This window comes from Sphingomonas canadensis, from assembly GCF_026013525.1.
Lineage (GTDB): Bacteria > Pseudomonadota > Alphaproteobacteria > Sphingomonadales > Sphingomonadaceae > Sphingomonas > Sphingomonas canadensis.
Genome location: NZ_JAPDRA010000011.1, coordinates 24,005 through 50,410, shown reverse-complemented (window position 1 = coordinate 50,410; position 26,406 = coordinate 24,005). Strand labels below are relative to the sequence as shown.

Below are 26,406 nucleotides of genomic sequence, written 5' to 3'. Positions count from 1 at the left end.
CCGCGATGGCCAAGGTGATCCTGACCTATAATCTGAAGCCCGGCGTGACCGCAGACGAGTTCGAGGCCTGGGTCCGCTCGACCGATTATCCCGCGATGCGCGGCCTGACCCGGGTCGCCGCCTTCGCCAACCATCGCGTCCGCGGCTTCCTGATCGGCGAGGGCAAGCCGGCGATGGACTATATCGAGATCTTCGACATCGCCGATCTGGACGGCTTCACCTCCCAGGACATGCCCGGGCCGGTGGTGCAGGATATCATGGGCCAGTTCATGTCGAAGGTGGACGATGCCCAGTTCCTGATCGCCGACGAGATCGTCTGAGGCGCCCGATCCGGTGCCGATGCCTCAGCTTTGGTGCCGGATAGCCAATCGTGCGTTGCGCGGATGCCCGTGGCGGTCCTAGAGCGCCGCCATGCCCTCGCATCCTTTCGCGGTCGCCAACTTCCGTTTCTTCTGGGTGGCGCGCCTCTCGGCGATGCTCGGCCAGATGGCGATGGTGATCGTCATCGGCTGGCAGGTGTACGACATCGCGCGCAGGACGATGAGCATCCAGGATGCGTCGCTCCAGCTCGGCCTGATCGGGCTGGCGCAGTTCCTGCCGCTGATGGTGCTCAGCCTGGCCGCGGGATGGGTGGCGGACCGGATCGACCGGCGCTGGATCGGCCGCGCCGCGCTGGCGCTGGAGGCCGGGTGCGCCGCGACGCTGGCGTGGCTCACCTGGACGGACACAATATCGCTCCCGGCGCTGTTCGGTATCGCCGCGCTGCTCGGCGTAGCGCGCGCATTCGCCGGGCCGGCACTGGGCGCGCTGGCGCCCAACCTGGTGCCGCGCGAGCTGCTGCCCACCGCGATCGCGCTCAGCTCGCTCGCCTGGCAGGGCGGCACCGTTATCGGCCCCGCGATGGGCGGCTATCTCTATGGCGCGGCCGATTGGCTGGCCTATGCGGTTTCGGCGGGGCTGTTCCTGCTCTCGTTCCTGATGCTGATGCTGATCTCGCCCGTTCCGCGCCCTCCGGCCGCACCGGGCAACCCCTGGGCACAGATGGTGGACGGGCTCCATTATGTCCGGCGCAACCGGCTGGTGCTGGGCGCAATCTCGCTCGATCTGTTCGCGGTGCTGCTGGGCGGGGCGACGGCGATGCTGCCGGTCTATGCGCGTGACGTGCTGCATGTCGGCGCCGACGGGCTGGGCCATCTGCGTGCGGCTCCGGCGGTGGGTGCGGTGCTGATCGCGGTGCTCTTCTCATGGCGCCCGCTCAAGCGCGACGTGGGGACCAAGATGCTGCTGGCAGTGGCTGGATTCGGCCTCGCCACGATCGTGTTCGGCCTTGCCGGGCCGGTGATGGTCTCACTGGCGGGACCGGGCATGGTCGGCAGCGATTTCGCCCCCGCGGTAATGATCTCGCTCGCCGCGCTGTTTCTGCTGGGCGCGGCGGACATGGTCTCGGTCTATGTCCGCCAGTCGCTGATCCAGATCTACACGCCCGATGCGATGCGCGGGCGCGTGGGCGCGGTCTCGACGCTGTTCATCTCGGGATCGAACGAGCTGGGCGAGGCCGAATCTGGGTTCCTCGCCGCTTTGATCGGTCCGGTCGCCGCAGTCGTGGGCGGCGGGATCGGCGCGATCCTTGTCACGGCGCTATGGGCCAAGCTATTCCCGGAGCTGCGGCGGGCCCGCACCTTCGATCCACCGGCCACCCTCGAATAGACGCCAAAGGAGACGTCGACATGAAGGCCAACACGATCCTGGAGACGATCGGCAACACCCCCCACATCCGCGTCCAGCGGCTGTTCCCGGGCGCCGAGGTGTGGATCAAGTCCGAACGATCGAACCCCGGCGGCTCGATCAAGGACCGAATCGCACTTTCGATGATCGAGGCGGCGGAGCAATCCGGCGACCTCAAGCCCGGCGGCACGATCGTCGAGCCGACCAGCGGCAACACCGGCGTGGGCCTGGCGATGGTCGCGGCGGTGAAGGGTTACAAGCTCATCCTGGTGATGCCCGAATCGATGTCGCTCGAACGGCGGCGGCTGATGCTGGCCTATGGCGCCAGCTTCGACCTGACCCCGCGCGAAAAGGGCATGAAGGGCGCGATCGAGCGCGCGATGGAGATCGTCGCGGCCACCCCAGGCGCCTGGATGCCCCAGCAGTTCGAGAATCCCGCCAACATCGACGTCCATGTGCGCACCACCGCGCAGGAGATCCTGGCCGACTTCGCCGACGCCCCCCTCGACGCGGTCGTCACCGGCGTGGGCACTGGCGGCCATATCACCGGCGTGGCGGAGACGCTCAAGAAGCGCTGGCCGTCGCTCAAGGTGTTCGCGGTCGAGCCCCAGGCTTCGCCGGTCATCTCCGGCGGCCAGCCCGCGCCGCACCCGATCCAGGGCATCGGCGCCGGCTTCGTACCCAAGAACCTGCATACCGACGCGATCGACGGGGTGATCCAGGTGGACGCCGGCGATGCGAAGGAAATGGCCCGCCGCGCGGCGCGTGAGGAGGGCATGCTGGTGGGCATCAGCTCGGGCGCCACGCTCGCCGCGATCCGCCAGAAGCTCGCCGATCTGCCCCCCGGCAGCCGCGTGCTGGGGTTCAATTATGATACAGGTGAGCGCTACCTGTCCGTTCCGGACTTCTTGCCCGAGAGCTGATAGACTCGCATGAATGCAACATTAACGGTATATCAGGTGAGTCGGGGTTAGTAGACGAGCTTTCCGGGGGGAACTCGCGTGCGCAATGCCATGATTTGCGTCAGTGTGATGCTGGCGATCTTTCTTGGTTGGCCTCTTGCCTTTGGGGGCAAGAGCCCCGGGCTCGACGCCAGCATCGTCGACGCACGGCCGGTGGCGGCCGCGGTGGCGGCCACCCGCGCGAAACCTCCGGCGCCTGCTCCCGCGCATGCCGCTGCCCCGGCTCCCGCCGCCGAACCCGCCGCGCCCGTGAAGCCGGAAAGCTGCTACAAGCGCTATCAGCGCGAGGTGAAGCAATGCTCCGGCTCCTCCAGCGCGGCGTGCCGGCTCAAGGCCGCCGACGGATGGGATCTGTGCGAGGCGACGGGCTTCTGGCCCGAGTGAGCTGACCGCGCCGCGCCCGGCCCGAACATGGGCCGGCCGGCCATGGTTCCAACTGCCATATTTCTGCGTTATGGCCCTGCCCTACAGCCAGGAGCCGTTCGCTTGACCGCATCCCCTTCCCCGGCCCGGTGCCGTGCCGCGGGCGCCATGCCGTGCTGAACCCGATGCTGGCGGCGCTGCGCCGCGATCTCCTCGAACTCATCGGCCCGCGCCTGCCGCTGGGCCTCGCCATCCCGGTCGCGTTGCTCGCCGCCGCCGCGCTGGCGGTGCCCGCGCTGCTGGTGGCCTTCGCGCCGCACCCGGCGGCGCTGCCGGGCCAGGTCGCCATCGCCACGCGCGTCGTCCCGCGCACCGAGCTGCCCAAGGTCGATCCCGTCCGGCTCCAGGCCGTCAGCGAGGACGACGCGCGCAAGATCAACGCATCGATCCCCTATTCCACCGAACCCAATCCCCCCGCCGCCCCGTTCCAGCTCTATGGATCGCTGGAAAGCCAGGCGCGCGCGATCGACTGCCTCGCCGCCGCGGTCTATTACGAGGCGGGCGACGATGCGATCGGCCAGCGCGCGGTGGCGCAGGTGATCCTGAACCGTATGCGCCACCCCGCCTTCCCCAAGACGGTGTGCGGCGTCGTCTTCCAGGGATCGGAGCGCAAGACCGGCTGCCAGTTCACCTTCACCTGCGACGGCGCGATGATCCGCCGCAAGCCCAGCGCCGCCGCCTGGGAGCGCGCCCGCGCGCTGGCACGGATGGCGCTCAACGGATCGGTATACGCCCCCGTCGGCCACGCCACCCATTATCACACCGATTGGGTGTTCCCCTATTGGAGCTCCAGCCTGGAGAAGATCACGGAGGTCCACACCCATTTGTTCTTCCGCTGGACGGGGTTCTGGGGGACGCCCGGCGCCTACACGCTCTCCTATGCGGGCGCGGAGCCCAACATCGCCAAGATGGCCGCGCTATCGGGCGCACATGGCGGCGATCCCGGTGCGCTGCTCGCCGAGCTGGCCGGCGCCGAGCCTGGCGCTGCCGGAGTCGCGGTCGCGCCCGAGGCGATCCCGGCGAGCCAGGTGCCCGCCGCCGTGGCGGGCGAGGACAATGCGTTCCTGGTCACCCTGCCGCGCGGGATGAACGCGGACAGCTTCGCCAGCCTCGCGATCCGCACCTGCGGCGAGAAGCCCTATTGCAAGTTCATGGCCTGGTCCGATCCGTCGAAGACGCCGGCGCGGCTGCCGCTCAGCTCGGCGCAGGTGGCGGCGATGTCGTTCAGCTATCTGCGCGATCAGAACCGCGGCTTCGCCAAGGCGCTGTGGAACTGCGGCCAATATCCGCGGCCCAGCCCGGTGCAGTGCATGCGCGCCCAGCCGCTCGCCGCGCCCGCCCCCGCGCCGTCACCCACGCTGACCCCCGGCGCGCTGGTGATTCCGCCCGCCGGCCCAACGCCGCTCTCCGGCATCCGCCGCCGCGATGGCGCGCTCCAGCCTGCCCCGCGGGCGAGCCCAAGCCCCGCGCCGGCGCCCTGAAGCTGCCGGCTCAGGCCCGCTCGAGCAGCCCGCGGGCCAGCGCGACCGCGTCGTCCACGGCCAGATCCTCGACGTTCGGGTGGTGCGCCACCCCGGCGCCCGCGGTGTCCACCGATACGCTCGCCGTGCCGAGCAGGCGCTGGAGCGGGCCGCGCCGCACCGACACCACTTGCACCGCGCCATAGGGGACGATCCAGCACCGCCGCACCAGCACGCCGCGCATCACCTGCAGGCTGGTCTCGCGCATGCCATAGCGATGATTGCGCCGCCGCAGCAGCGCCAGCCCCACGGGCACCGGCAGCAGCAGGAACAGCCAGATCAGCGGCGGCAGGAAGATCGCGCCAATCCCCGCCGCCAGCGCCAGCGGCCCGCCATGGCGGATCGCCGCGCGGACGATATGGCCAGAGGATACCGGCACCAGCGCCGGCTGCTCAAGGCGCGGCAGCCCCGCTGCCGCCACCACCCGTGCGGCCTCCTTCACCCGGGCGAAGGGCGCGGCCTGCTGGCGCCCACCGGTATCGTTGCTGCCCCCCAGCGTCTGGAAATCGAGCCCCACCCAGCCCAGGTGCCCGCTGATCAGCCCGCGCCGCAGCAGCGCGAGCTGGATGCGCCGGTCGTCGATCACCACCTCGCTGCGCGTCAGCAGCCCGCGCGTGCGCCGGAACCGGCCCTGCGCGTGCGTCAGCCGGAAGCCGAAGTCGCGCAAAACCGTTCGCGCCATCCCCGCGACGAATCCCAGCCCGATCGTGATGCCGATGCCGATCGCAGCCGCGCCGATCAGCTCGGTCAGGCTCGAATGCGCCTCCACCTCGCGCCCAACCGCGTCGAACAGCCCGCGCCAGTCGATGAAGTCGTCGAAGGTCTGGAGCACGCCAAAGATCGCCGCGACCCAGATCAGCGAGAAATTGAACGCACCGGCCAGCAGCACCCGGCCCAAGCCCGTCGCGAAGACGAGATCGGCGTCGTCATCCTCTTCCACCGCCGGATGCGCGCCGGACGCAGGCCGCTCCGCAGCGGCATTTCGCCGCCCGAGCCCGCCGCGCAGCGTCGCACGCAGCCGCTCCGCCTCGGCCAGCGTCACGCTGTCAAGCTTGCCCTCGTCCTTGTCGCCGCCGCCGGTCTCGATCCGCACCAGCGCCAGCCCCAGCAGCCGCGCCAGCGGCGATCGCTCGATCGAAACGTCCTGGATGCGCTCGAACGGGATCGACCGGCGGCTGCGGTGCAGCAGCCCCTGCGCGATCACCACCTCGCCCTCGGCGATCTCATAGGTGAAGCTGCGCCATCGCAGCCAGGCGAACAGCACCATCGCCACGCCCCAGCCCAGCAGCACCAGCACCGCCCATGCGCCGAGGCTCTGCCGCTGCGCCAGCGCGAGCAGCGCGACGAGGCCGATGATCGAGGATGGCGCTTCCTTGAGGAAACGGATCAGGATCGTTGCGGGGGCGGTGCGCTTCGGCCCCTCGCCCGGTTCCTCCGCGCCGGGGGCGCATGCGGAGTCGTCGGTCACTGCGCGCTGCCGATGCGCGCGCGGATCGAATCGCGGATATCCTCGGCGGTCTCGCGGCTGATGCCCGGCAATCCCACGGTACTCGCATCGGTTCCGGCGGTGTGCAGCACCAGCGTGGCCACGCCGAACGCGCGCTGCAACGGCCCCTGCGCGACGTCGATGTGCTGCACGCGCACCACCGGCACGATCGTGTGGACCTGGAACAGCCAGCCGTGCGCGACGTGCAGTTCGCTGCCGGTAAAGGCATAGCCCCAATGCCGCCAGCGGCGCGACGGCGCGATCAGCCCCACCCAGATCGCGATCAGCAGCACCGGTGCCGCAACCAGCCCGGGCAGCGGAAACCGCTCCGCCAGGATCAGCTCGGCGGCGACCGCAAGTCCGATCAGCACCAGCGCGGTGAAAGCCCCGCGCACGCGCATCACATGAAGCTGTCCGCGCTCGAGCGGTTCGAGGGGGACGATGTCGATGGCCATGCCCGGGTTATGCGGGGAACGGGGCCGGTTGCTCAAGCCCCCTTCCCCGCCCGGCGCGGGCCGCCGTCATGCCGCCCGGAACATCTCCGGGTCCAGCGCCATCACCGCTTCCGACCCGCTCTCCACCTTGCGGCGCAGCCCGCCCGCCTCGGGCAGGAAGCGTTCGGCATAGAAGCGCGCGGTCACCAGCTTGGCTTCGTAATAGCGCGTGTCCCCGCCGCCCTCGGCCAGCGCTTCCAGCGCCGCCTTGGCCAGCCGCAGCCACATCAGGCCCAGCGTCACCGTGCCGGTGAGCTGCATATAGGGATAGGCGCCCGCGCCCACGTCATTGGGGTTCTTGAAGCCGTTGGCGGCGAGCCACATCGTCGCGCCCTGCAGGTGGCCCAGCGCCTTCTCCAGCGCTTCGGCCAGGCCCGCCAGTTTCGCGTCGCCCTTGGCCTCCGCGATCTCGCCGGCCACCATGGCGAAAAAGGCCTGGATCGCGCGGCCGCCGTTCAGCGCCAGCTTGCGGCCCACCAGGTCCATCGCCTGAACGCCGTTGGTGCCTTCATAGATCATCGAGATGCGGGCATCGCGGACATATTGCTCCATGCCCCATTCGGCGATGTAGCCGTGGCCGCCATAGACCTGCTGGCTGTCGGTCGCGACGCGATAGCCGATGTCGGTGCCCACGCCCTTGATGACCGGGGTCAGCAGGCTCACCAGATCGTCGGCCGTCTGGCGCTCCTCCTCGCTCCCGGCCTTGTGGCTCAGGTCCACGAGCAGCGCACCCCACAGACACAGCGCGCGCAGCCCCTCGGTCAGCGCCTTGCCCTCCATCAGCATGCGGCGGACGTCGGGGTGGACGAACAGCGTGTCGGCCTTCTCCCCGGGCTCCTTCGGCCCGGTGAGCGCGCGGCCCTGGCGGCGGTCGCTCGCGTACTGGACGGCGTTCTGCAGCGCGACCTCGCCCAGCGACAGGCCCTGCAGGCCCACGCCCAGCCGCGCGGCGTTCATCATGATGAACATCGCGGCCAGGCCCTTCATCTCCTCGCCGACCAGCCAGCCTGTGGCGCCGTCATAGTTCATCACGCAGGTGGCGTTGCCGTGGATGCCCATCTTGTGCTCGATCGATCCGCACGAGACGCCGTTGCGTTCGCCCAGCGAACCATCCTCGTTCACCAGGAACTTGGGGACGATGAACAGCGAGATGCCCTTGCTGCTGTCCGGCGCGCCGGGGGTCTTGGCCAGCACCAGGTGGACGATGTTGTCGGTCAGGTCGTGCTCGCCGGCGGAGATGAAGATCTTGGTGCCGGTGATGCTGTAGCTGCCGTCCGCCTGCGGCTCGGCGCGGGTGCGGATCAGGCCCAGGTCGGTGCCGCACTGCGGCTCCGTCAGGTTCATCGTGCCGCCCCATTCGCCCGAGATCATCTTGGGCAGATATTTGGCCTGCTGCTCGTGCGATCCCTTCGCCATGATCGCGCTCACCGCGCCCAGCGTTAGCCCCTGGTACATGGCGAAGCCCATGTTGGAGCTGATCAGATATTCCTCGAACGCGGTGGACAGATAGTGGGGCATGCCCTGCCCGCCGAATTCCTCGGGCATGGCGAGCGTGGTCCAGCCGGCCTCGATGAAGCTCTTATAGGCCTCCTTGAAGCCGTCGGGCGTGGTCACGCTGCCGTCCTCGTGACGGGTGCAGCCCTGGCGGTCGCCGATCTGGTTGAGCGGGAACAGCACCTCGGCGACGAACTTTCCGCCCTCTTCCAGCACCGCGCCCACGATTTCCGGGGACGCGCTGGCGAAGCCCGGCAGGTCCGCATAGCGATCGACCTTCAGGACGCGGTCGAGGACGAAGCGGGTGTCACGGATCGGCGGGGTATATTGCGGCATGTGTTCAGTCCCTCTCGGTCGCCACGCTGCGTTCCAGCAGGTCGACGAATTCCTGTAGTTCCGCGATTGCGGCATCGATGTCTTGCTTCTGCCTGTCGAGCAGGTCGATCCGTGACTTGCAGCGGTCGATCGTCACCCGGCGCTGCAGGTGGCGTCCGTCGCCGACGTCGTAGAGGTCGATCATCTCGCGGATCTCGGCCAGGCTGAATCCCACGCGCTTGCCGCGCAGTATCCACGCCAGCCGTGCGCGATCGCGGTGCGAATAGACCCGCGAAAGCCCCCGGCGCTCGGGCGAGATCAGCCCTTCGTCCTCATAGAAACGCAGCGCGCGCGGCGTGACCTGGAACTCGGCGCAAAGCTCCGAGATCGAAAAATGGTCGCGGTCGGTGCGCGGCTCGATCGGCGCCAGCCCCGCGGCAGTATAAGCGGCAGCAGACATGCGAGCCGCATATGTCCCCTTTACGTTAACGTCAAGGCCGATGAGGTCCGGAACGCAGCTATTTGCCGCAGAGCATCCGGCCCGAAGGATCGCGCATCGCCCCCGCCTCCGCCTCCGACTCGCTCAGCAGCGTCACCTCCAGCCCGGCATAGGACGAGCGGCGCGAGCACAGCTTGGCGCAACCATCGGGAACGTTGCCGGGGAAGTATATCTTGTCGCCATCGAACCGCGCGTCGAAGCTGCACCCGTCCTCGGGCTTGCCCAGCTCGACGTGCAGCGTCTCGCCAAGCCGCGTCATCGTGCCCGATCCGCTGCACGTGATGCCGTCGCCGTAATCGACGAAGGCGCCCATGCGATACCCCTGCCCGTCCTTCACCACGCACACCCGGTCGGTATCCCGCGCGTAAAGGCCGGCGACGCTGCTGTCGTCCGGATCGCGCACCATCCCGCGCTCGATCGCCGCGCTTTCCAGATCCTGCGGCTGGGCGGCGTTCTGCGCGGCCTGCTTGCCGCCCGAACAGGCGGCGAGCAGCAGCAGCACGGCCGTCGCCCAGCGCACGCTCATCCCACGCGCACCAGCCCGCCGCCCTCGGCGCGGCGGTAGAAGCAACTCGGCTCGCCGGTGTGGCATGCGGGGCCGACGGGATCGACGATCATCCAGATCGCGTCCTGATCGCAATCGACGCGCAACTCGCGCACCTTCAGCACATGGCCGGAAGTTTCGCCCTTCTTCCACAGCCGCGCGCGGCTGCGGGACCAGAAGTGGGCCTCGCCCGTCTCCAGCGTCTTCGCCAGCGCCTCGGCGTTCATATGCGCGACCATCAGCACCGACTCGCCATGCGTGGCGACCGCGGTCACCAGGCCGTTCGCGTCATATTTCGGGTCGAGCGCCAGGCCCGTTTCGCGGTCGTTCGTCACGCGCCCTCCCTTACGCCCCCCGTCCCGCGCTGCGAACAAGGAAATTTGCCGCCGGGCGGGCGACAAAGCGATTTCGATCCTATATGGGGCGGCATCGGAAACCGACCCACCGGGGTACGATGTTCACCACCAATCCCTTCGACGACGACAAGCTGCACGAGGAGTGCGGCATCTTTGGAGTCTCCGGCGGAGAGGGCGCGGCCGCGCTCACCGCGCTGGGGCTCCACGCGCTCCAGCACCGGGGCCAGGAGGCCGCGGGCATCACCAGCTATGACGATCGCGCCTTCCACACGCATCGCGCGATGGGCCATGTCGCGGGCAATTTCGATCGCAAGGAGATCATGGACCCGCTGGCCGGCGATTCGGCGATCGGCCATGTCCGCTATGCCACCACCGGCGATTCGGCGATGCGCAACGTCCAGCCGCTCTATGCGGAGCTGGCGGCGGGCGGCTTCGCGATCGCGCATAACGGCAACATCTCCAACGCATCGCGCCTGCGCCGTGACCTGATCAGCACCGGTTCGATCTTCCAGTCGACCTCGGACACCGAGGTGATCATCCACCTGGTCGCCACCTCGCGCCAGCCGACGCTGATCGACCGGTTCATCGATGCGCTGAAACAGATCGAGGGCGCCTATTCGCTCGTCTGCCTTACCGGCGACGGGCTGATCGCCTGCCGCGATCCGCTGGGCATCCGCCCGCTGGTGATGGGCGAGCGCGAGGGCGCGGTGATCTTCGCCTCCGAAACCGTGGCGCTCGACGTGGTCGGCGCCGAGTTTGTCCGCTCGGTCGAGCCGGGCGAGCTGGTGATCGTCAAGGACGGCAACGTCACCTCGCACCGCCCCTTCGGCGGAGACGCGGCGGCGCGGCCATGCATCTTCGAATGGGTCTATTTCTCGCGCCCCGATTCGATCGCGGGCAACCGTTCGGTCTATTCGGTGCGCAAGGCGATCGGCGCCCAGCTCGCGATCGAGGCGCCGGTGGAGGCCGATCTGGTCGTCCCCGTCCCCGATTCGGGCGTGCCGGCTGCGATCGGCTTCGCGCAGGAATCGGGCATTCCGTTCGAGCTGGGCATCATCCGCTCGCACTATGTGGGCCGCACCTTCATCCAGCCGGGGGCCGAGGTCCGCCGCCTGGGCGTGAAGCTGAAGCACAATGCCAACCGCGACCTGATCGCCGGCAAGCGCATCGTGCTGATCGACGATTCGATCGTGCGCGGCACCACCAGCCTGAAGATCGTCGAGATGATGCGCGAGGCGGGCGCCAAGGAAGTCCATTTCCGCATCGCCAGCCCGCCCACCAAGCATAGCTGCTTCTATGGCGTCGACACGCCCCGGCGGGAGAAGCTGCTGGCGGCGAACCTGGATCTGGGCGCGATGACGCGCTTCATCAAGGCGGACAGCCTAGCCTTCGTCTCGATCGACGGGCTGTACAAGGCGCTGGGCGAGCCGCGCCGCGCCGACAACCGGCCCGGCTATTGCGACGCCTGTTTCACCGGCGATTACCCGACGTCGCTGACCGATCACGAGGAACAGGCCGCCGCCGCCCAGCTCGCGCTGCTCGAGGAGCGCGTGGGCTGAGGCCGGCGCCTCTCCCCGCCCGCCTCCTCTCCCGTTCGCGCCCAGCTTGTCGAAGCGCAGGCTTTGGCTCTAGACGCTGGCCGCCCTTGGCGGAATCGGCACCAGCCCAAACGGCAAACGCCCTAGGGCCATCCGGAAGGACCCCATGACCGACAAGCCCCTTTTCGATCAGGTCGCACTCGTCACCGGCGCCAGCCGCGGGATCGGCGCGGCGACCGCCCACGCGCTGGCCGCGGCGGGCGCGCATGTGATCCTCACCGCGCGCACCGCGGGCGGGCTGGAGGAGGTGGAGGAATCGATCCACGCCGCGGGCGGCACCGCCACCATCGCGCCGCTCGACCTGGCAGAGAATGAGGGCATCGCCCGCCTGGCCGCCGCGATCGAGGGACGCTGGCGCTCGCTCGACATATTGGTGCTCAACGCCGCGACACTGGGCACGCTGAGCGCGCTGCCCGCCTTCGATGCCAAGGATTTCGCGCGTGTGCTGACGCTGAACGTCAGCGCCCAGGCGGCGCTGATCGGCGCGTTCGATCCGATGCTGCGCAAGGCCCAGGGCGCGCGCGTGATCGGGGTCACCAGCGGCATCGCCCGCAATCCGCGCGCCTATTGGGGCATGTACGGCGCTTCGAAGGCCGCGTTCGAGAACCTGCTGCTCAGCTATGCCGAGGAGATGCGCAACATCTCCGGCGTTCGCGTGGCGCTGGTCGATCCGGGCGCGACGCGCACCGCGATGCGCGCCCGCGCCTATCCGGGCGAGGATCCCGCGACGCTGAAGGGGCCGGAAGTGGCCGCCGAGGCAATTGCGAGACTGGCCGCCGGAGGTTTCGACACCGGCCATTATCTCGCGCTGGGGAAATAACCGGCCCCTTGGCCGATTGTGGACCGGCCCTTCGACAGGCTCAGCGCGAACGGAGGGCTGAGCGCTGAGCGCGCCCTTTGCCTGATCGCCCACGGAAGGCGCGGGCGCGCAGCCCCTATTGCCCCGCGGCCGCGTCCAGCGTTGCGACGAACTGCAGCCGCTGCATCCCCAGCGCGGGATCGGTCGCCTTGGGCCACGCGCTCACCATCGCGATCACCAGCTTCTTCGCCGGATCGACGAAGATCATCTGGCCGAAGATGCCCTGCCCGCCGAAGTTGCCGCCCGGATAGGTCCACCATTGATAGCCATAGCCGAACCCGCCCTCGCGCACTGTGGCATGCGCGCGGGTGGCGTCGGCGAACCAGCCTTCGGGCACTACGCCCTTTCCGCCCTCCAGCGCGAACATGCCCATCCGCGCATAATCGCGCAGGCTGACCGACAGGCAGCACCCGCCGATTTCATGGCCGGTGAAATCGACCATCCAGGCCGCGTCCTGCTCCATGCCATAGGGCTTCCAGATCTTCTCGCTCAGATACTCCGCCAGCGTCTTTCCGGTGGCGCGGGTGACGAGCACGCCGACCAGGTTGGTCTCGCCGGTCTTGTACACCCATTTGGCGCCTGGCGCGGTCTCGCGCGGCAGCTTGCGCATATAGGCGACGGTCGCGTCCTCGCCCGGCTTCACCTCCACGGCGCCGAACTTGGCCACATCGGAATTGGGATCGGTATAGTCCTCGTTCCATTGCACGCCCGACGTCATGGTGAGCAACTGGGCGATGGTGACGCCGTCATAGCCGCTGCCCGCCAGCTCCGGGATGTACTTGGTCACCGGCTCGTCGACCGATTTGATATAGCCGTCCCGGATCGCCGCGCCGACCAGCGTGGACGTGAACGACTTGGCGACCGAGAAGCTGGTCCAGCGCCCCGACTGGCTGAAGCCGCGGGCATAGCGCTCCAGCCGCACCTTGCCGTCCTGGATCACGATCAGCCCCGCGACGTTCTGCGCGGCAATGAAGGCGGCGACATCGGCGTCGCTCACCGGCAGCGGGGTTCCCGCGGGCAGCGCGCGGACGGCGCCGCCCGCCCTCACCACGCGGGTAGGGAAGATCGTCTCCATCGCGGGGAAGTTACGGTCGCGCTGGTCCTGGCTCCAGAACAGCACCTCCGCCCCGGCGCGGCGCAGCCTGGCGATGCCCTCCGCGTCCTGCGGAACGGTCTGCGCGGCCGCAGTTCCCGCCAGGGCGAACGCCGCCAGCGCCATCAGCCACTTGCGCATCACTTCTCCTTCACCAGCGTTACCTGCGCCACATCGATCCCGCCGCCGCGGAAACCGCCTTCGCAGTACATCAGATAATATCGCCACAAGCCCTTGAACTTGGCGTCGAACTGCGCGGGCAGGCGCCCCTCCGCATCGGCCCGATCGAAATTTTCGCGCCACTGGCGCAGCGTCTCGGCATAGCTGGGGCCAAAGGTTTCGCGATCACGCCAGGCGAGCCCGCTGCGCTCGGCGATCGAGCGGAACTCGCGCTCGGAAATCAGCAGCCCGCCGGGGAAGATGTGCGTCTGGATGAAATCCACCGCCGAGGCATATTGCTCGAAAAAGGCGTCGTCGAAGCTGATGTACTGGATAGCGGCATGCCCGCCCGGCTTCAGCGCGCGGGCGATGGCGCCCAGATAATGCGGCCAATATTCCCGGCCCACCGCCTCCACCATCTCGATGCTCGCGACGGCGTCATAGGTTTCGGCGACGTCGCGATAGTCCGTGATGGTGACGCGCACCTTGTCCGCCAGCCCCTGCCGGGCCATGCGTGCATCGGCATAGGCCTTCTGCTCGGTCGAGAGCGTGATGCCGTGGACGTTGCGGCCGGCCAGCGCCGCCGCTTCCAGGAACGAACCCCAGCCGCAGCCGATCTCCAGGATCGTATCGTCCGGGGCGGTGGCGGTGCGATCGAGGATGGCCCGAAGCTTCGCCGCCTGCGCCGCCTCCAGCGATTGCTCCGGCGCGGTGAACAGCGCGCTCGAATAGCTCATCCCGGGATCGAGCCAGGCGGTGTAGAAGTCGTTCCCCAGATCATAGTGGAAAGCGATGTTCCGCCGCGATCCCTCGCGATGGTTGCGCCGCAGCCAGTGCTGGAAGCGCATCGCCGCGCGCGTGAAGCCCGATGGCCGTGCCGACTGGCCCACGGTGGCCCGGTTGCGGCCCATGACCTCGAACAGCGCAACCGGATCGTCGCTGGCCCATTCGCCGGCCGCCCAGGCCTCATACCAGCCGGAGGAGCCGCCCATCGCCAGGCGCAGCAGCGCGCGCCAGCTCCTGAGCTCCAGCGCCGCCTTCGGCCCCTCCCCGCGTCCGCCGAGTACCCGTAGCCGGCCGTCGGGCTGCCGCACCTCGATGCTGCCCGCGCAGATTCCGCGATCGAGCCGGTCGAGCATGGTGCGGAACACCGGGGCGAAGAGCGCGAGCATACCCGCGCCCGGCCGTTGGCCCGGGCCATGGTGCAGGACTGCGCTGCCGTCTCTCCCCATCGGCGCGTTCATCGCGCGCACTTCATGCACCAGTTGACGTTTTCGGCAAGTGCGAAGTGGCGTTCAGGCGATTGTTCTGAGGGCGGCAAGGGCGCGCTCGCGGCCCGCGCGGTGGGCGATCAGCGGCGCGGGATAGTTTCGCGGGCGTGCGCCATGCGACTCGGGATCGTGGATCGCGGGCTCGGGCAGCGCCGCAAGCTCGGGCACCCAGCGGCGGATATAGGCCGCCGTGTCGAACTTCTCCGACTGGAGCAGCGGGGCCATGATCCGTCCCCATTGGTTGGCATCGATGCCCGTGCCCGCCACCCATTGCCAGTTCACCGCGTTGCTGGCGTAATCGGCGTCGACCAGCGTGTCCCAGAACCAGCGCTCGCCCGCGCGCCAATCGATCAGCAGGTGCTTCACCAGGAAGCTGGCGGCGATCATGCGGACGCGGTTGTGCATCCAGCCGCTGGCCCAGAGCTGGCGCATGCCGGCGTCGACGATCGGATAGCCGGTCCGCCCCTGCTGCCAGGCACGCAGGTCCGCATCCGCCTCCGCGCCGGTTCGCCAGGGGATGGCGTCATATTTCGCGCTGCCGTTGCGCGCGGCGTAATCGGGGATCTGGCGGATGACGTTGGCGGCATAGTCGCGCCAGCCTAGCTCGGCGAGAAAGGTGCCCGCCGAGCCGTCCGCCCTCTCCGCCGCGTGCCACGCCCGGGCGGGCGAGACCTCGCCGAAATGGAGATGCGGGGACAGGCGCGAGGTGCCCTCGACCGCCGGCAGGTTGCGGCGCTCCTCATATCGTGCGGCGGCGGGCGCGAACGCCTCCAGGCGGTCCCCGGCGCCCGCCTCGCCCGGTTGCCATTCCTCGCGGAAGCCGCCCGCCCAGTCGGGCCGCACGGGGAGCAGGCCCCAATCCTCCAGCCGCTCGCTTTGCGGCCATGCCTGCGGCGCCGGGATCGCGCCGGGCGCGGCCAGCGGCACAGGCGGCGGCATCCGCGCGCTCAATGCCCGCCAGAAGGGGGTGAAGATGCGATACTGCCCGCCCGATCCGCTCGTCACCGATCCCGGCGGGGCGAGATAGTTGCCGTCATGGCGCACCAGATCGAGCCGCTCGCCCACCGCGCGCTCGGCGTTACGCCACCATGGCTCGTAATGACGGATCGCGTGGACGCGGGCGGCCCCGGTCTCCGCCGCCAGCGCCGCCAGCACCTCCTCGCTCCGCCCGCGTCGCAGGATCAGCCGCGATCCCCGCGCGCGCAAGCTCGAGTCAAGGCTCGCAAGGCTGTGGTGCAGCCACCATCGCGACGCACCGCCCATGCGCCGGTGCCTGGGCGTCTCGTCGTCGAGGACATAGACGGGGATCACCGCCCCCTCGGCCGCGGCGGCGATCAGCGCGGGCTGATCGGCGAGGCGCAGGTCGCGACGGAACCAGAGGATGCTGGGGGTCATCGAGGGTGCGGCCTCATGGGATCAAATCTCGCACAAAGCCACGAAGCCGCCAAGAAGCTCGCTCCTTCAGGCCGTTGGCCCGAAATAGTTGTTGGCCAGCCGCCGGATGCCTTGCTTGAACGTTGGTGCGCCGAAATTCATCAGCAGGCCGAGCGGCAGATCAAGAAGCCGGATGTAGGTAAGCACCTGCTTCGCATGAACCGGCGCATGCGCTTCCGTGGATTTCAGCTCGATCAGAAGCCGTCCCTCCACGATCAGATCCGCATGAAATCCTTCTTCGAAGGTCAAGCCGGCAAAGCGGATGGGAATGGACCGTTGGCGCTCTACAGACAGGCCTCGCTCGGCCAGGCTGTGTGCCAGGCAAACCTCGTAAACCGATTCCAGCAACCCCGGCCCAAGCGCTTCATGCAGCTTGAAACCGCAATCGACCGCAATCCGGGCCAAATCTTCCACGTCTCCCGCCAATGGCGCCTCTTCGTGGCTTTGTGCGAGACAGACTTGCAGCCTATCCCACCGTCCAGGTCTGCCCCTTGGACAGCAGTTTCTGCAGGTCGGGCTTCTTGCCCTCGCTCACCGCGCGGTTCTGGGCCACAACGGCGCTCTCGAAGGTCGGGGCCGGATCGTCGTAGAGCACGCCCAGCGCCATCGGGAACGGCCCGAACGGCATCTCCACCAGCAGGTGCGCAAGCGAGCGGTTGCGGACGTTGTGGACGATCACGCCCGCCGCCTGCCAGTCACCGCCCGTCACCTCGACCACCTTCAGCGTCAGCGTGTCGAGATCGAGCGCCAGGCCCTTGGTCCCGCCAGCGAACAGCAGCGGCTTGCCGTCCTCCGCCCAGAGCTGGTTCTCGGCCGCGTTCGCCTTGGCGGTGAAGGGCTCGAACACATCGGCGTTGTAGACGATGCAATTCTGGAAAATCTCGACGAACGCCGTGCCTTGATGAGCATGCGCGGCCTTCAGCACGCTGGGCAGATTCTTGTGAACATCGATCCCGCGCGCCACGAAGCGCGCACCCGCGCCCAGCGCGAAGGCGCAGGGCTTGGCCGGGTGATCGACCGATCCGAACGGCGTGGAGGGGCTGCGCGTGCCCTCGCGGCTGGTCGGCGAATATTGGCCCTTGGTCAGGCCATAGATCTCGTTGTTGAACAGCAGCACCTGGCAGTTCAGGTTCCGCCGCAGCAGGTGCATCGTGTGGTTGCCGCCGATCGACAGCGCGTCGCCGTCCCCGGTGATGATCCACACGTCCAGATCGGGATTGGCGAGCTTCACCCCCGTCGCCACCGCCGGCGCGCGGCCGTGGATGGTGTGGAAGCCATAGGTTTCCATGTAATAGGGGAAGCGCGACGAGCAGCCGATGCCGCTGACGAACACGGTGTTCTCCGGCGTCGCGCCGATCTCCGGCATGGTGCGCTGCACCGCCTTCAGGATCGCATAGTCGCCGCAGCCGGGGCACCAGCGGACCTCCTGGTCGGTCTCCCAGTCCTTGGGAGTGCTGGGGCGGATGGTGGTGATCTCGTTCATGGCGTGTCCTCCGTCGGCAGACGCGAGCGCGTCAGCCGATCGCCCCTTCGATGGCGGCTTCGATCTCGGCGATGGTGAAGGGCTGGCCCGACACCTTGTTGAGCGGTTGGGCATCGACCAGATACTGGTCGCGCAGCACGGTCTTGAGCTGGCCGGTGTTCATTTCGGGTACGAGAATCTTCCCGTAACCCTTCAGCAGCGAACCCAGATTTGCGGGCAGCGGCCAGATGTGGCGGATGTGGAGCTGGCTGACGCTCAGCCCCCTCGCCCGCGCGCGGCGCACCGCCTGGTGGATCGGGCCATAGGTGGAGCCCCAGCCGACCACCACCAGATCGCTGCCCTCTTCGCCCAGCGCGATCTCCTGATCGGGCACGGCGATGCCCAGCACCTTGTCGCGCCGCGTGTCGGTCATCGCCTGGTGGTTGCGCGGCGAATAATCGATGTTGCCGGTTCCCTGCGCCTTCTCGATCCCGCCGATGCGGTGGAGCAGGCCCGGCGTGCCGGGCTTAACCCAGGGGCGCGACAGCTTGTTGTCGCGGGCATAGGGCAGGAACTTCTCGCCCTCGGCCGGGGCCTGATCGTGGAACGTCACCGGGAAGGGCTCATAGGACGACAGGTCCGGCACCTTCCACGGCTCGGCCGCGTTCTGGAGATAGCCGTCGGTCAGCAGCATCACCGGGGTCATATATTGCGTGGCGATCCGCACCGCCTCGATCGCGCAATCGAAACAGTCTGCGGCGGAGCGCGAGGCGATCACCGGCACCGGCGCATCGCCGTTGCGGCCATAGACCGCCTGGTAGAGATCGGACTGCTCGGTCTTGGTGGGCAGGCCGGTGGAAGGGCCGCCGCGCTGGGCATTGACGATGACGAGCGGCAGCTCGGTCATGATCGCCAGGCCGATCGCCTCGGTCTTCAATGCGATGCCGGGGCCGGAGGAGCAGGTGACGCCAAGGCTGCCGGCATAGGATGCGCCCAGCGCGGACGCCACCGCCGCGATCTCGTCCTCCGCCTGGAAGGTGGTGACGCCGAACTCCTTCAGCCGCGCCAGCGCGTGCAGGATCGCCGATGCCGGCGTGATCGGATAGCCGCCGTAGAACATCGGCAGCGACGCGAGCTGCGCACCCGCCACCAGCCCCAGCGCGATCGCGTCGGCGCCCGTCACGGTGCGGTACAGCCCCGGCTCGGCGGGTGCCGCGACCACATGGCGCTGGGTGATGCCCATCGCGCCCAGCTCTGCCGTCTCGCCATAGGCGTGCCCGGCGTTCAGCGCGGCGATATTGGCGTCGGCCAGCACGGGCGACTTGGCGAACTTGGCCTTCAGCCAGTCGACCAGCGGCGCGCGGTCACGATCGAACATCCACAGCGCCAGGCCCAGCGTCCACATGTTCTTGCAACGCAGCGCCTCCTTGTTGCCCAGCCCATAGGGCTTCACGGCATCCAGGGTGAGCTGGCTGATGTTGAGCTTCAGGAGCTGCCACTTGCCGAGGCTGTCGTCCTCCAGCGGGTTGGCGTCATACTTCGCCTTGTCCAGGTTGCGCTGGTTGAACTCGCCCTCGTCGGCGATGATCAGCCCACCGGGCTTCAGCGCCTCGACATTGGTCTTCAGCGCCGCGGGGTTCATCGCGATCAGCACGTCGGGTGCGTCGCCCGCGGTGTCGATCTCGCTCGATCCGAAGTTGATCTGGAAGGCGGAGACGCCGAACAACGTGCCCTGGGGCGCGCGGATCTCGGCGGGGAAATCGGGAAAGGTCGCCAGGTCGTTTCCGGCCAGCGCGGTGGACAGGGTGAACTGCCCGCCCGTGAGCTGCATGCCGTCGCCGCTGTCGCCCGCGAAGCGGACCACCACGGCTTCGGGCGAAGGGCTTGCCTGCGCCTCGGCGGGCGAAAGCGTGTCGGTGGCGGTTGCCATGGGTATTTTCCTGCTGTCCGGACTGGTGTTTTTCTTTCGTTGACCGGCGCCCCTAAACCCCCGTGGCGCAATGCCCAAGTTAGAAAAATGCCGTACAGTTGCAATCTGTGGTTTCGTCCAGCCGGGACAGGCAGGTAAAGGAGCCGCCATGCCGGACGCCGACGACCTCTCCTATCGCCCCTGCGCGGGCGTGATGCTGATGAACCGCGACGGACTGTTGTTCGTCGGCCAGCGGCTCGATTCCACGCTGGAGGCGTGGCAGATGCCCCAGGGCGGGATCGACGATGGCGAGGACCCGGCCGAGGCCGCCGTGCGCGAGCTGTGGGAGGAAACGGGCGTCCCCGCCGCGCTGGTGGAGCTGATCGCGGAGGCCGGCGAAGAGCTGTTCTACGACCTGCCCGAGGAGCTGATGGGCCGGGTGTGGGGCGGCCGGTGGCGCGGCCAGCGCCAGCGCTGGTTCCTGTTCCGCTTCCTGGGCGGCGACGGCGACATCGATATCGCCACCGAGCATCCCGAATTCCGCGCCTGGCGCTGGGCCGAACCCGCGGAGCTGCTGGAGATCATCGTGCCCTTCAAGCGCGCGATCTACGAACGGCTGCTGGAGCTGTTCGCGGAACCGCTGGGACGCAGTTAACGCTACCAGGGCCTTTTCCCGGCCATATCCGGCGGCTAGGCTCCCCGCCATGCGTAGCCTGCTCCTCATGCTCGCGCCGCTGCTCGTCGCGGCCGCAGACCCCCAGCCGACCGATCCCGCGCTGCCGCCGCCGGTGAAGGCGATGCTCGATGCCGCCATGGCCTCGGGCAACGAGGGAGAGGTGGCGACCGTCGCCAAATATGCCCGCGCCGCCGCGCCGGAGGCCGCCGCGCTGATCGACCGGCTGACTGTCGAATGGCGCGAGGGCCGCCGCCGCGAGCGCGAGCGCAGGCTGCGCGAAGCCGATTTCCTGGAGCTGGTGAAGGGCCGCATCGAGCTGGGCGCCTATCGCTCGACCGGCAATACCGACAATATCGGCCTGCTCGCCGCGTTCGAGCTGCGGCGCGAGGGGCTGGAATGGCGCCACAAGCTGCGCGGCCGGATGGAGTATCAGGAAAGCCAGGGCCGTGTGACGCAGGAGCGCTACCTCGCCGCCTATGAGCCCAACTGGAAGTTCGACGATCGCGCCTATCTCTACGGCGCGGCCCAGTTCGAGCGTGACCGCTTCCTGGGCTATCGCGAGCGTTATTCGGTGTCCGCCGGCATCGGCTACAGCGCGATCCGGCAGAAGGGGCTGACGCTCGACGTCGAGCTGGGGCCGGCATATCGCAACACCAATTTCAACACGGGCCGCAACCAAAGTAACATGGCCGCGCGCGGCAGCCTGGATTTCGACTGGAAGCTCAACAAGGGCGTCACCTTCAGCCAGGATGCCTCCGCCTATGTGCAGGACACCAACAGCACGGTGACGAGCAAGACCGCGCTGCTGGCCCGGCTGATCGGCCCGCTTTCGGCGCAGCTATCCTATACGGTGCAGTTCGAAAGCCTGCCGCCCGCCGGCCGCCAGAGCACCGACACGACCAGCCGCGCGGCGCTGGTGGTCGATTTCTGAATCGGGGAGCCGATCGAAACGGGGGGTGTTGAAACCGCACCGATCGGCGCATACCAGCCCGTGATGAACCCGCTTTCCCCGATCGAAGCCGCCGCCGTGGAGCGCGCCCGCGCCGCGCCGTCGCTTGCACGGACCGAGGCATGGGTCGCGGTGAACAGCGGCACGCGCAACCTGAGCGGGCTGGACAGGATGGCGGCGCTCCTCGCGGATGCCTTTGCCGTGCTGCCGGGGGATCTCTCGCTGGTCGAACCCGCCCGGGTCGAGACGGTGACGCCGGAGGGCAAGGTCACCGCGACCGGGCACGGCCGCCACCTCCGCCTCTCGGTGCGGCCCCAGGCGCCGGTGCAGGTGCTGCTCACCGGGCATATGGACACGGTGTTCGGCGCCGATCATCCGTTCCAGCAGGCACGCTGGCAGGCGGACGGCAGCCTCAACGCCCCCGGCGCGGCGGACATGAAGGGCGGCATCGCCGTGATGCTGGCGGCGCTTGAGGCGCTGGAGGCGAGCCCCGCCGCCGCGCGGCTGGGCTATGAGGTGATGATCAATTCGGACGAGGAGACCGGCAGCTTCTCCTCCGCCGCGCTGATCGCGGAGATGGCACGGGGCAAGGCGGCGGCGCTCACCTATGAGCCTGCCCTGCCCGATGGCACGCTGGCGGGCGCGCGTGGCGGCACGGGCAATTTCTCGCTGATCGTGCGCGGCCGCAGCGCCCATGCCGGCCGCAACCCGGAGGAAGGGCGCAACGCGATCGTCGCCGCATCGGATCTTGCGCTGCGCCTTGCCGCGGCACGATCGCCCGGGCTGGCGGTGAACCCGGCGCGGATCGAGGGCGGCGGGCCGAACAATGTGGTGCCGGACCTCGCGATCCTGCGCGTCAACTTCCGCCCCGCCGATGCCGATGCCATCGCCCGCGCCCAGGCGGCGATCGACGGCGCGGTGGCGGAGGTCGCGAAGCTGCACGACGTCGGCATCGAAGTACACGGAGGATTCAATCGCCCGCCCAAGCCGATCGATCCGGGCGCGGAGCGGCTGTTCGCGCTGGTGAAGCAGGCGGGCGCCGACCTGGGCCTGCCCATCGCGTGGAAAGCGACCGGCGGCGTCTGCGACGGCAACAATATTGCGGCCTGCGGCGTGCCGGTGGTGGACACGATGGGCGCGCGCGGCGGCGCCATCCATTCCGCCGATGAATTCCTGATCCCGGAGAGCCTGGGCGAGCGCGCGGCGCTCTCCGCGCTCACCCTAATGCGTATCGCCGAACGGGGGCATCCATGAGTTTCGTCATCCGCGCCGCTTGCGACGAGGACCTCAACCATCTCTACAAGATGGCCAAGCTGACCGGCGGCGGCTTCACCAACCTGCCGCCCGACCGGCGTTCGCTGAAGGCGAAGCTGGACCGCAGCCACGCCGCCTTCGCGCGGAGCGACGGCGGCCATGCCGAAGAGCTGTTCGTGCTGATGCTGGAGAATGTGGAGACGGGCGAGGTGCGCGGCACCTGCCAGATCTTCACCAGCGTCGGCCAGCGCGTCCCCTTCTACAGCTATCGCCGCGCGACCGAGACCAAGCGCAGCGAGGAGCTGGACCGCACGATCCATGTCGAGCTGCTGAGCCTGTGCAACGACCTGAAGGGCTGTTCGGAGGTGGGCGGGCTGTTCCTCCATCCGGACGAGCGCGCGGGCGGGCTGGGCATGCTGCTGGCGCGCAGCCGCTACCTGTTCATCGCGCGCCACCGCCGCCGCTTCGCCGACCGCATCCTGGCCGAGCTGCGCGGCGTGATCGACGAGGCGGGCGGATCGCCCTTCTGGGACGGGCTGGCGGGGCGCTTCTTCGGCATGAGCTTCCAGGATGCGGACGCCTTCAACGCCGTCCACGGATACCAGTTCATCGCCGATCTGATGCCCAAGCACCCGATCTACACCGCGCTGCTGCCCGAGGGCGCGCGCGGCGTGATCGGCACGCCCCACCCCAGCGGCCGCGCGGCGATGCGCATGCTGGAGGCGGAGGGCTTCAACGGCGGCGAATATATCGACATCTTCGACGGCGGCCCGACGATGACCGCGGAGACCGACAAGGTCCGTTCGATCAAGGACGCGCGCACGATGACCGTGACCGCGGTCGGCCAGGGCGGCGAGCCGGCGCTGGTGGCGACGGGCCATATGGCCGGCTTCCGCTGCGCGCTGGGCCGCGTGCGCGAGCATGACGGCGGGGTGGAGATCGACGCGGTGTGCGCCGATACGCTGGGCGTCGGGCCGGGGGACGAGGTGATCCATGTCGGGCGCTGAGCTGGTCGAGATCAACTTCGACGGGATCGTCGGCCCCAGCCACAATTACGCCGGGCTGAGCCACGGCAACCTGGCCGCCACGCGCAACCAGGGCGCGGTTTCCCAGCCGCGCGCGGCCGCGCTGCAGGGCATCGGCAAGATGCGCGCGAACCTGCGCCTGGGGCTGGCGCAGGGCATATTGCTGCCGCACCCGCGCCCGGACCACCGCTGGCTGGAAAGCCTCGCCACCAGCTATGCCGATGCCGAGCCGCACCTGAAGGCGCAGGCGCTGTCCGCATCGGCGATGTGGGCCGCCAACGCCGCCACCGTATCGCCCGCGCCCGACTGCGCCGACAGCCGATGCCACCTGACCGTCGCCAATCTGGTGACGATGCCCCACCGCAGCCACGAATGGCCCCACACGCTGGCGCAGCTTCGCCTGGCCTTCGCCGCCCCCGTCTTCGCGGTCCACGGCCCCGTCCCCGCCCCGTTCGGCGATGAAGGCGCGGCCAACCATATGCGGCTGGCGCCGGAGCATGGGGCACCGGGCGTGGAGGTGTTCGTCTATGGCGTGAGCGGCGGCCCTTTCCCCGCCCGCCAGCATCCCGAGGCCGGCAAGGCGATCGCCCGGCGCCACGGGCTCGATCCCGATCGCACGCTGTTCGTCCAGCAGAGCGAGGAAGCGATCGCGGCGGGCGCCTTCCACAATGATGTGGTCGCCGTGGCCAACGGGCGCGTGCTGCTGGCGCATGAACAGGCCTTCGCGGACAAGGACCGCTTCTACGCCCGGCTCCGCGCGCTGATGCCCGAAGTCGAGATCGTCGAGGTGCCCGCCGCGCAGGTCAGCCTGGCGGACGCCATCCGGTCCTATCTGTTCAACGCCCAGCTTGTGACGCTGCCTTCGGGCGAGACGGCGCTGATCCTGCCCGGCGAGGCGCGTGAGAACGCGGCCGTCTGGGCCTGGCTGGAGGCGCATGTGGCCGGAAACGGCCCGATCCGGCGGCTGGAGGTGGTGGACGTCCGCCAATCGATGGCGAACGGCGGCGGACCTGCCTGCCTGCGGTTGCGCGTCGTATGCGATCCGGCCACCGTCGATTCGCGGTTCCTGGCCGACGAGGCTATGCTGGATCGCATCGCCGCGGTGATCGAGGCGCATTGGCCCGAAGCCATCGGCCAGGACGAGATCGGCGACCCCGCCCTGATCGCCCGGATCGAAGCGGCGCACCGCGCGTTGCTGGAGGCGACGGGAACTGTCGGGTTAATTGACAGCTAACCATATCGCTTAAGCCGGGAATCGCAGTTTTCTGCGGTTGGCCCGGCGCTTGCTTTATAGTCAGGCATGATCCGCAAGCTCTCCCGCCTCTTCACGATCAAGACCAAGTTCGAGGCCTATCTGGTCATCTATGGCCTGGGCACGGGGGCGGTGGAGCGCGGCGTGCATTATCTGGATCGCTTTCCCGGATGGGGTGGCTGGATGCTGTTCCTGCTGTGCCCGATCGCGGTGTTCATGGCGGGCGCGAAGATACTGGATACGTTCGATGTCGCCGATTGAGTTGTGTCGGGCGGAAACGAACGGTAACCGGCCTCGACTCGAACCCTGGGGCGGGGGGAACTAGGCGTGCGGCTGTTCGGTAAGATGTTCCTGACTTTGGCCGGCCAGGCGCTGCTCGCGGCGGTGGTGCCCGGCGGGCTGCTGGTGTGGAACATGCACATGGGCCAGCAGATCCAACTCGCCCAGCGCGATCGCGAGGCGCTGTCCGGATTCGCCGCCACCGTGGCAGAGGCGGCGCGGGCCGGGCGGCCGCTGGAGCAGCTCATCCCCGAGCTTGACCGGCGCGATCCCGATCTGCTCGGCGGTCGCGTCCAGCTCGTGCGGCCCGACGGTACGCCGATCGCCGGCCCCGGCAGCGCCAACGCGCCGCGCGCCGAACAGCCGGTGCAGGTCGACGGCCGCACCGTGGCGGTGGCGCGCGTCGTCCGCGAACCGCGGCTGACCGACGAGGATCGCCGCTACCTCGCCTCGCAATATCTGGGCCTGGGCGCGGTGATGGCGGGGCTGTTCGTGCTGCTGCTCGTCGCCGCCTATGAGATCGCCCGGCGCTGGAGCCGGCCGCAGACCGACCTCTTCCGCCTCAGCCGCGAAGTGGTTCACGGCGAGCATGATTTCGAGATCGACGAATCCGGCCCGGCCGAGACCGTGGCGACGATGAAGAACCTCCGCCGCATCGCCAGCCAGTTCAACCGGCTGGAAACCGCACGGCGCACCTGGCTGGTGTCGATCGCCGACGAGCTGAAGCGCCCGGCCGAGGCGCTGGGCGGCCATCTGGAAAAGCTGGCGCAGCAGGACCCGCCGGTCGATCCCGAGCTGATGTCCGCGCTGGAGGAGGATAACCGCCGGCTGGGCCAGATGGCCGAGGATCTGAACGCGGTGGCGCTGGCCGACCTTGGCCGCCTGCCCGTCAACTTCCAGCAGGTCGATCCGCGTGCGCTGATCCACAACGCGATCTGGAGCAACCGCAAGCGCGCCGATGCGAACGGCGTCGAGCTGACCACCAGCACGCTACCCGAATATACCGTGATCGTCCGCTGGGACGGCGCGCGGATCGAGCAGCTCTTCAGCGCGCTGATCGAAAACAGCCTGCGCTACACGCCCAAGCGCGGCAAGATCGTGCTGGGCCTGGAAAGCTCGCGCGACGCCTGGCGCCTGATCATCGACGACAGCGCCCCCGGCGTGGACGTGATGCTGGCGCAGCGGCTGTTCGAGCCCTTCTACCGCAACACCGAGCGTGGCGAGGAAAGCGGCGCGTCCGGCCTGGGCCTGGCGACCGCGCGCGCGATCGTGGAGGCGCACCACGGCCGCATCGAGGCGAGCCGCTCCCCGATCGGCGGGCTGCGCGTTACCGTGGTGCTGCCGGGCGAGCCGCCGCGCGCTTGACCT

26 protein-coding genes are annotated in these 26,406 nt (G+C 68.9%); 14 read left to right on the top strand and 12 right to left on the bottom strand.

All coding sequences use genetic code 11. The features are described from left to right. The first annotated feature begins 5 nt into the window (after positions 1–5). The 5 genes from OM513_RS17900 (at position 6) to OM513_RS17880 (ending at position 4,591) form a co-directional block, all read left to right on the top strand. Positions 6–320 (top strand): hypothetical protein, encoded by a 315-nt coding sequence (locus OM513_RS17900; protein ID WP_264946107.1) that lies wholly within the window; start codon positions 6–8, stop codon positions 318–320. Positions 321–411: 91 nt separating this feature from the next. Further along, positions 412–1,707, top strand: coding sequence for an MFS transporter (locus OM513_RS17895; protein ID WP_264946106.1), 1,296 nt, complete (start codon positions 412–414; stop codon positions 1,705–1,707). 20 nt (positions 1,708–1,727) lie between these two features. Continuing rightward, positions 1,728–2,648 carry a cysteine synthase A gene (cysK, locus tag OM513_RS17890; protein WP_264946105.1) on the top strand — a complete coding sequence of 307 codons (921 nt, stop codon included), beginning with the start codon at positions 1,728–1,730 and terminating at the stop codon, positions 2,646–2,648. A gap of 90 nt (positions 2,649–2,738) precedes the next feature. Beyond that, positions 2,739–3,071: a hypothetical protein gene (locus OM513_RS17885; RefSeq protein ID WP_264946103.1), complete on the top strand. Its 333-nt coding sequence runs from the start codon at positions 2,739–2,741 to the stop codon at positions 3,069–3,071. A 152-nt stretch (positions 3,072–3,223) separates the two neighbouring features. Continuing rightward, on the top strand, positions 3,224–4,591 hold the full coding sequence (locus tag OM513_RS17880; RefSeq protein ID WP_264946101.1) for a cell wall hydrolase: 1,368 nt from the start codon (positions 3,224–3,226) through the stop codon (positions 4,589–4,591). A 10-nt stretch (positions 4,592–4,601) separates the two neighbouring features. On the opposite strand, the gene OM513_RS17875 is transcribed toward OM513_RS17880, so the two are convergent. From OM513_RS17875 to hisI, 6 genes are all read right to left on the bottom strand, one after another. Beyond that, positions 4,602–6,098, bottom strand: a complete 1,497-nt coding sequence (locus OM513_RS17875; RefSeq protein ID WP_264946099.1) for a PH domain-containing protein — start codon at positions 6,096–6,098, stop codon at positions 4,602–4,604. After that, positions 6,095–6,571 carry a PH domain-containing protein gene (locus tag OM513_RS17870; RefSeq protein ID WP_264946098.1) on the bottom strand — a complete coding sequence of 159 codons (477 nt, stop codon included), beginning with the start codon at positions 6,569–6,571 and terminating at the stop codon, positions 6,095–6,097. The genes OM513_RS17875 and OM513_RS17870 overlap by 4 nt, the downstream gene beginning before the upstream one ends. Before the next feature lie 66 nt (positions 6,572–6,637). Next, complete coding sequence (locus OM513_RS17865) at positions 6,638–8,440, bottom strand: acyl-CoA dehydrogenase C-terminal domain-containing protein (protein ID WP_264946097.1); 1,803 nt, start codon at positions 8,438–8,440, stop codon at positions 6,638–6,640. A 4-nt stretch (positions 8,441–8,444) separates the two neighbouring features. After that, a complete protein-coding gene (locus OM513_RS17860) occupies positions 8,445–8,879 on the bottom strand; it encodes a MerR family transcriptional regulator (RefSeq protein WP_264946096.1) in 435 nt (144 codons plus the stop codon). A 58-nt stretch (positions 8,880–8,937) separates the two neighbouring features. Continuing rightward, a complete protein-coding gene (locus OM513_RS17855; protein WP_264946095.1) occupies positions 8,938–9,444 on the bottom strand; it encodes a hypothetical protein in 507 nt (168 codons plus the stop codon). Continuing rightward, positions 9,441–9,797, bottom strand: a complete 357-nt coding sequence (gene hisI / locus OM513_RS17850; protein ID WP_264946093.1) for a phosphoribosyl-AMP cyclohydrolase — start codon at positions 9,795–9,797, stop codon at positions 9,441–9,443. Before hisI ends, OM513_RS17855 begins: the two co-directional genes overlap by 4 nt. Positions 9,798–9,916: 119 nt before the next feature. Between hisI and purF the strand changes: the two genes are divergently transcribed. Together purF and OM513_RS17840 are read left to right on the top strand one after the other, a co-directional pair. Continuing rightward, positions 9,917–11,377, top strand: coding sequence for an amidophosphoribosyltransferase (purF, locus tag OM513_RS17845; protein ID WP_264946092.1), 1,461 nt, complete (start codon positions 9,917–9,919; stop codon positions 11,375–11,377). Between the two features lie 145 nt (positions 11,378–11,522). Next, positions 11,523–12,236 carry an SDR family NAD(P)-dependent oxidoreductase gene (locus OM513_RS17840; protein ID WP_264946090.1) on the top strand — a complete coding sequence of 238 codons (714 nt, stop codon included), beginning with the start codon at positions 11,523–11,525 and terminating at the stop codon, positions 12,234–12,236. A gap of 115 nt (positions 12,237–12,351) precedes the next feature. Here the strand turns inward: OM513_RS17840 and OM513_RS17835 are convergent, their stop codons facing one another. The 6 genes from OM513_RS17835 to OM513_RS17810 form a co-directional block, all read right to left on the bottom strand. Further along, a complete protein-coding gene (locus tag OM513_RS17835) occupies positions 12,352–13,509 on the bottom strand; it encodes a serine hydrolase domain-containing protein (RefSeq protein ID WP_264946088.1) in 1,158 nt (385 codons plus the stop codon). Further along, positions 13,509–14,771 carry a class I SAM-dependent methyltransferase gene (locus OM513_RS17830; RefSeq protein ID WP_380916429.1) on the bottom strand — a complete coding sequence of 421 codons (1,263 nt, stop codon included), beginning with the start codon at positions 14,769–14,771 and terminating at the stop codon, positions 13,509–13,511. Before OM513_RS17830 ends, OM513_RS17835 begins: the two co-directional genes overlap by 1 nt. A 51-nt stretch (positions 14,772–14,822) precedes the next feature. Further along, a complete protein-coding gene (locus OM513_RS17825) occupies positions 14,823–16,193 on the bottom strand; it encodes a cryptochrome/photolyase family protein (protein ID WP_264946087.1) in 1,371 nt (456 codons plus the stop codon). A 66-nt stretch (positions 16,194–16,259) separates the two neighbouring features. Continuing rightward, the gene (locus tag OM513_RS17820) at positions 16,260–16,646 is read right to left on the bottom strand and encodes a GxxExxY protein (RefSeq protein WP_264946086.1); all 387 of its coding nucleotides are present in this window, start codon (positions 16,644–16,646) and stop codon (positions 16,260–16,262) included. A 52-nt stretch (positions 16,647–16,698) separates the two neighbouring features. Further along, positions 16,699–17,715 (bottom strand): 2-oxoacid:ferredoxin oxidoreductase subunit beta, encoded by a 1,017-nt coding sequence (locus tag OM513_RS17815; RefSeq protein ID WP_264946085.1) that lies wholly within the window; start codon positions 17,713–17,715, stop codon positions 16,699–16,701. A 31-nt stretch (positions 17,716–17,746) separates the two neighbouring features. Continuing rightward, a complete protein-coding gene (locus OM513_RS17810) occupies positions 17,747–19,624 on the bottom strand; it encodes a 2-oxoacid:acceptor oxidoreductase subunit alpha (protein WP_264946084.1) in 1,878 nt (625 codons plus the stop codon). A 148-nt stretch (positions 19,625–19,772) separates the two neighbouring features. On the opposite strand from OM513_RS17810, the gene OM513_RS17805 reads away from it, so the two are divergent. From OM513_RS17805 to OM513_RS17775, 7 genes are all read left to right on the top strand, one after another. Then, positions 19,773–20,258: an RNA pyrophosphohydrolase gene (locus tag OM513_RS17805; protein ID WP_264946082.1), complete on the top strand. Its 486-nt coding sequence runs from the start codon at positions 19,773–19,775 to the stop codon at positions 20,256–20,258. 49 nt (positions 20,259–20,307) lie between these two features. Then, the gene (locus tag OM513_RS17800; protein WP_264946080.1) at positions 20,308–21,210 is read left to right on the top strand and encodes a DUF481 domain-containing protein; all 903 of its coding nucleotides are present in this window, start codon (positions 20,308–20,310) and stop codon (positions 21,208–21,210) included. A gap of 63 nt (positions 21,211–21,273) precedes the next feature. Next, positions 21,274–22,482, top strand: a complete 1,209-nt coding sequence (locus tag OM513_RS17795; protein WP_264946079.1) for a hydrolase — start codon at positions 21,274–21,276, stop codon at positions 22,480–22,482. Then, on the top strand, positions 22,479–23,489 hold the full coding sequence (locus OM513_RS17790) for an arginine N-succinyltransferase (protein ID WP_264946077.1): 1,011 nt from the start codon (positions 22,479–22,481) through the stop codon (positions 23,487–23,489). Before OM513_RS17795 ends, OM513_RS17790 begins: the two co-directional genes overlap by 4 nt. Then, complete coding sequence (locus OM513_RS17785; RefSeq protein ID WP_264946075.1) at positions 23,476–24,741, top strand: N-succinylarginine dihydrolase; 1,266 nt, start codon at positions 23,476–23,478, stop codon at positions 24,739–24,741. The genes OM513_RS17790 and OM513_RS17785 overlap by 14 nt, the downstream gene beginning before the upstream one ends. Positions 24,742–24,807: 66 nt before the next feature. Beyond that, complete coding sequence (locus OM513_RS17780; protein ID WP_264946073.1) at positions 24,808–25,020, top strand: hypothetical protein; 213 nt, start codon at positions 24,808–24,810, stop codon at positions 25,018–25,020. 66 nt (positions 25,021–25,086) lie between these two features. Then, positions 25,087–26,403 carry an ATP-binding protein gene (locus OM513_RS17775; protein WP_264946071.1) on the top strand — a complete coding sequence of 439 codons (1,317 nt, stop codon included), beginning with the start codon at positions 25,087–25,089 and terminating at the stop codon, positions 26,401–26,403. Positions 26,404–26,406: the final 3 nt, after the last annotated feature.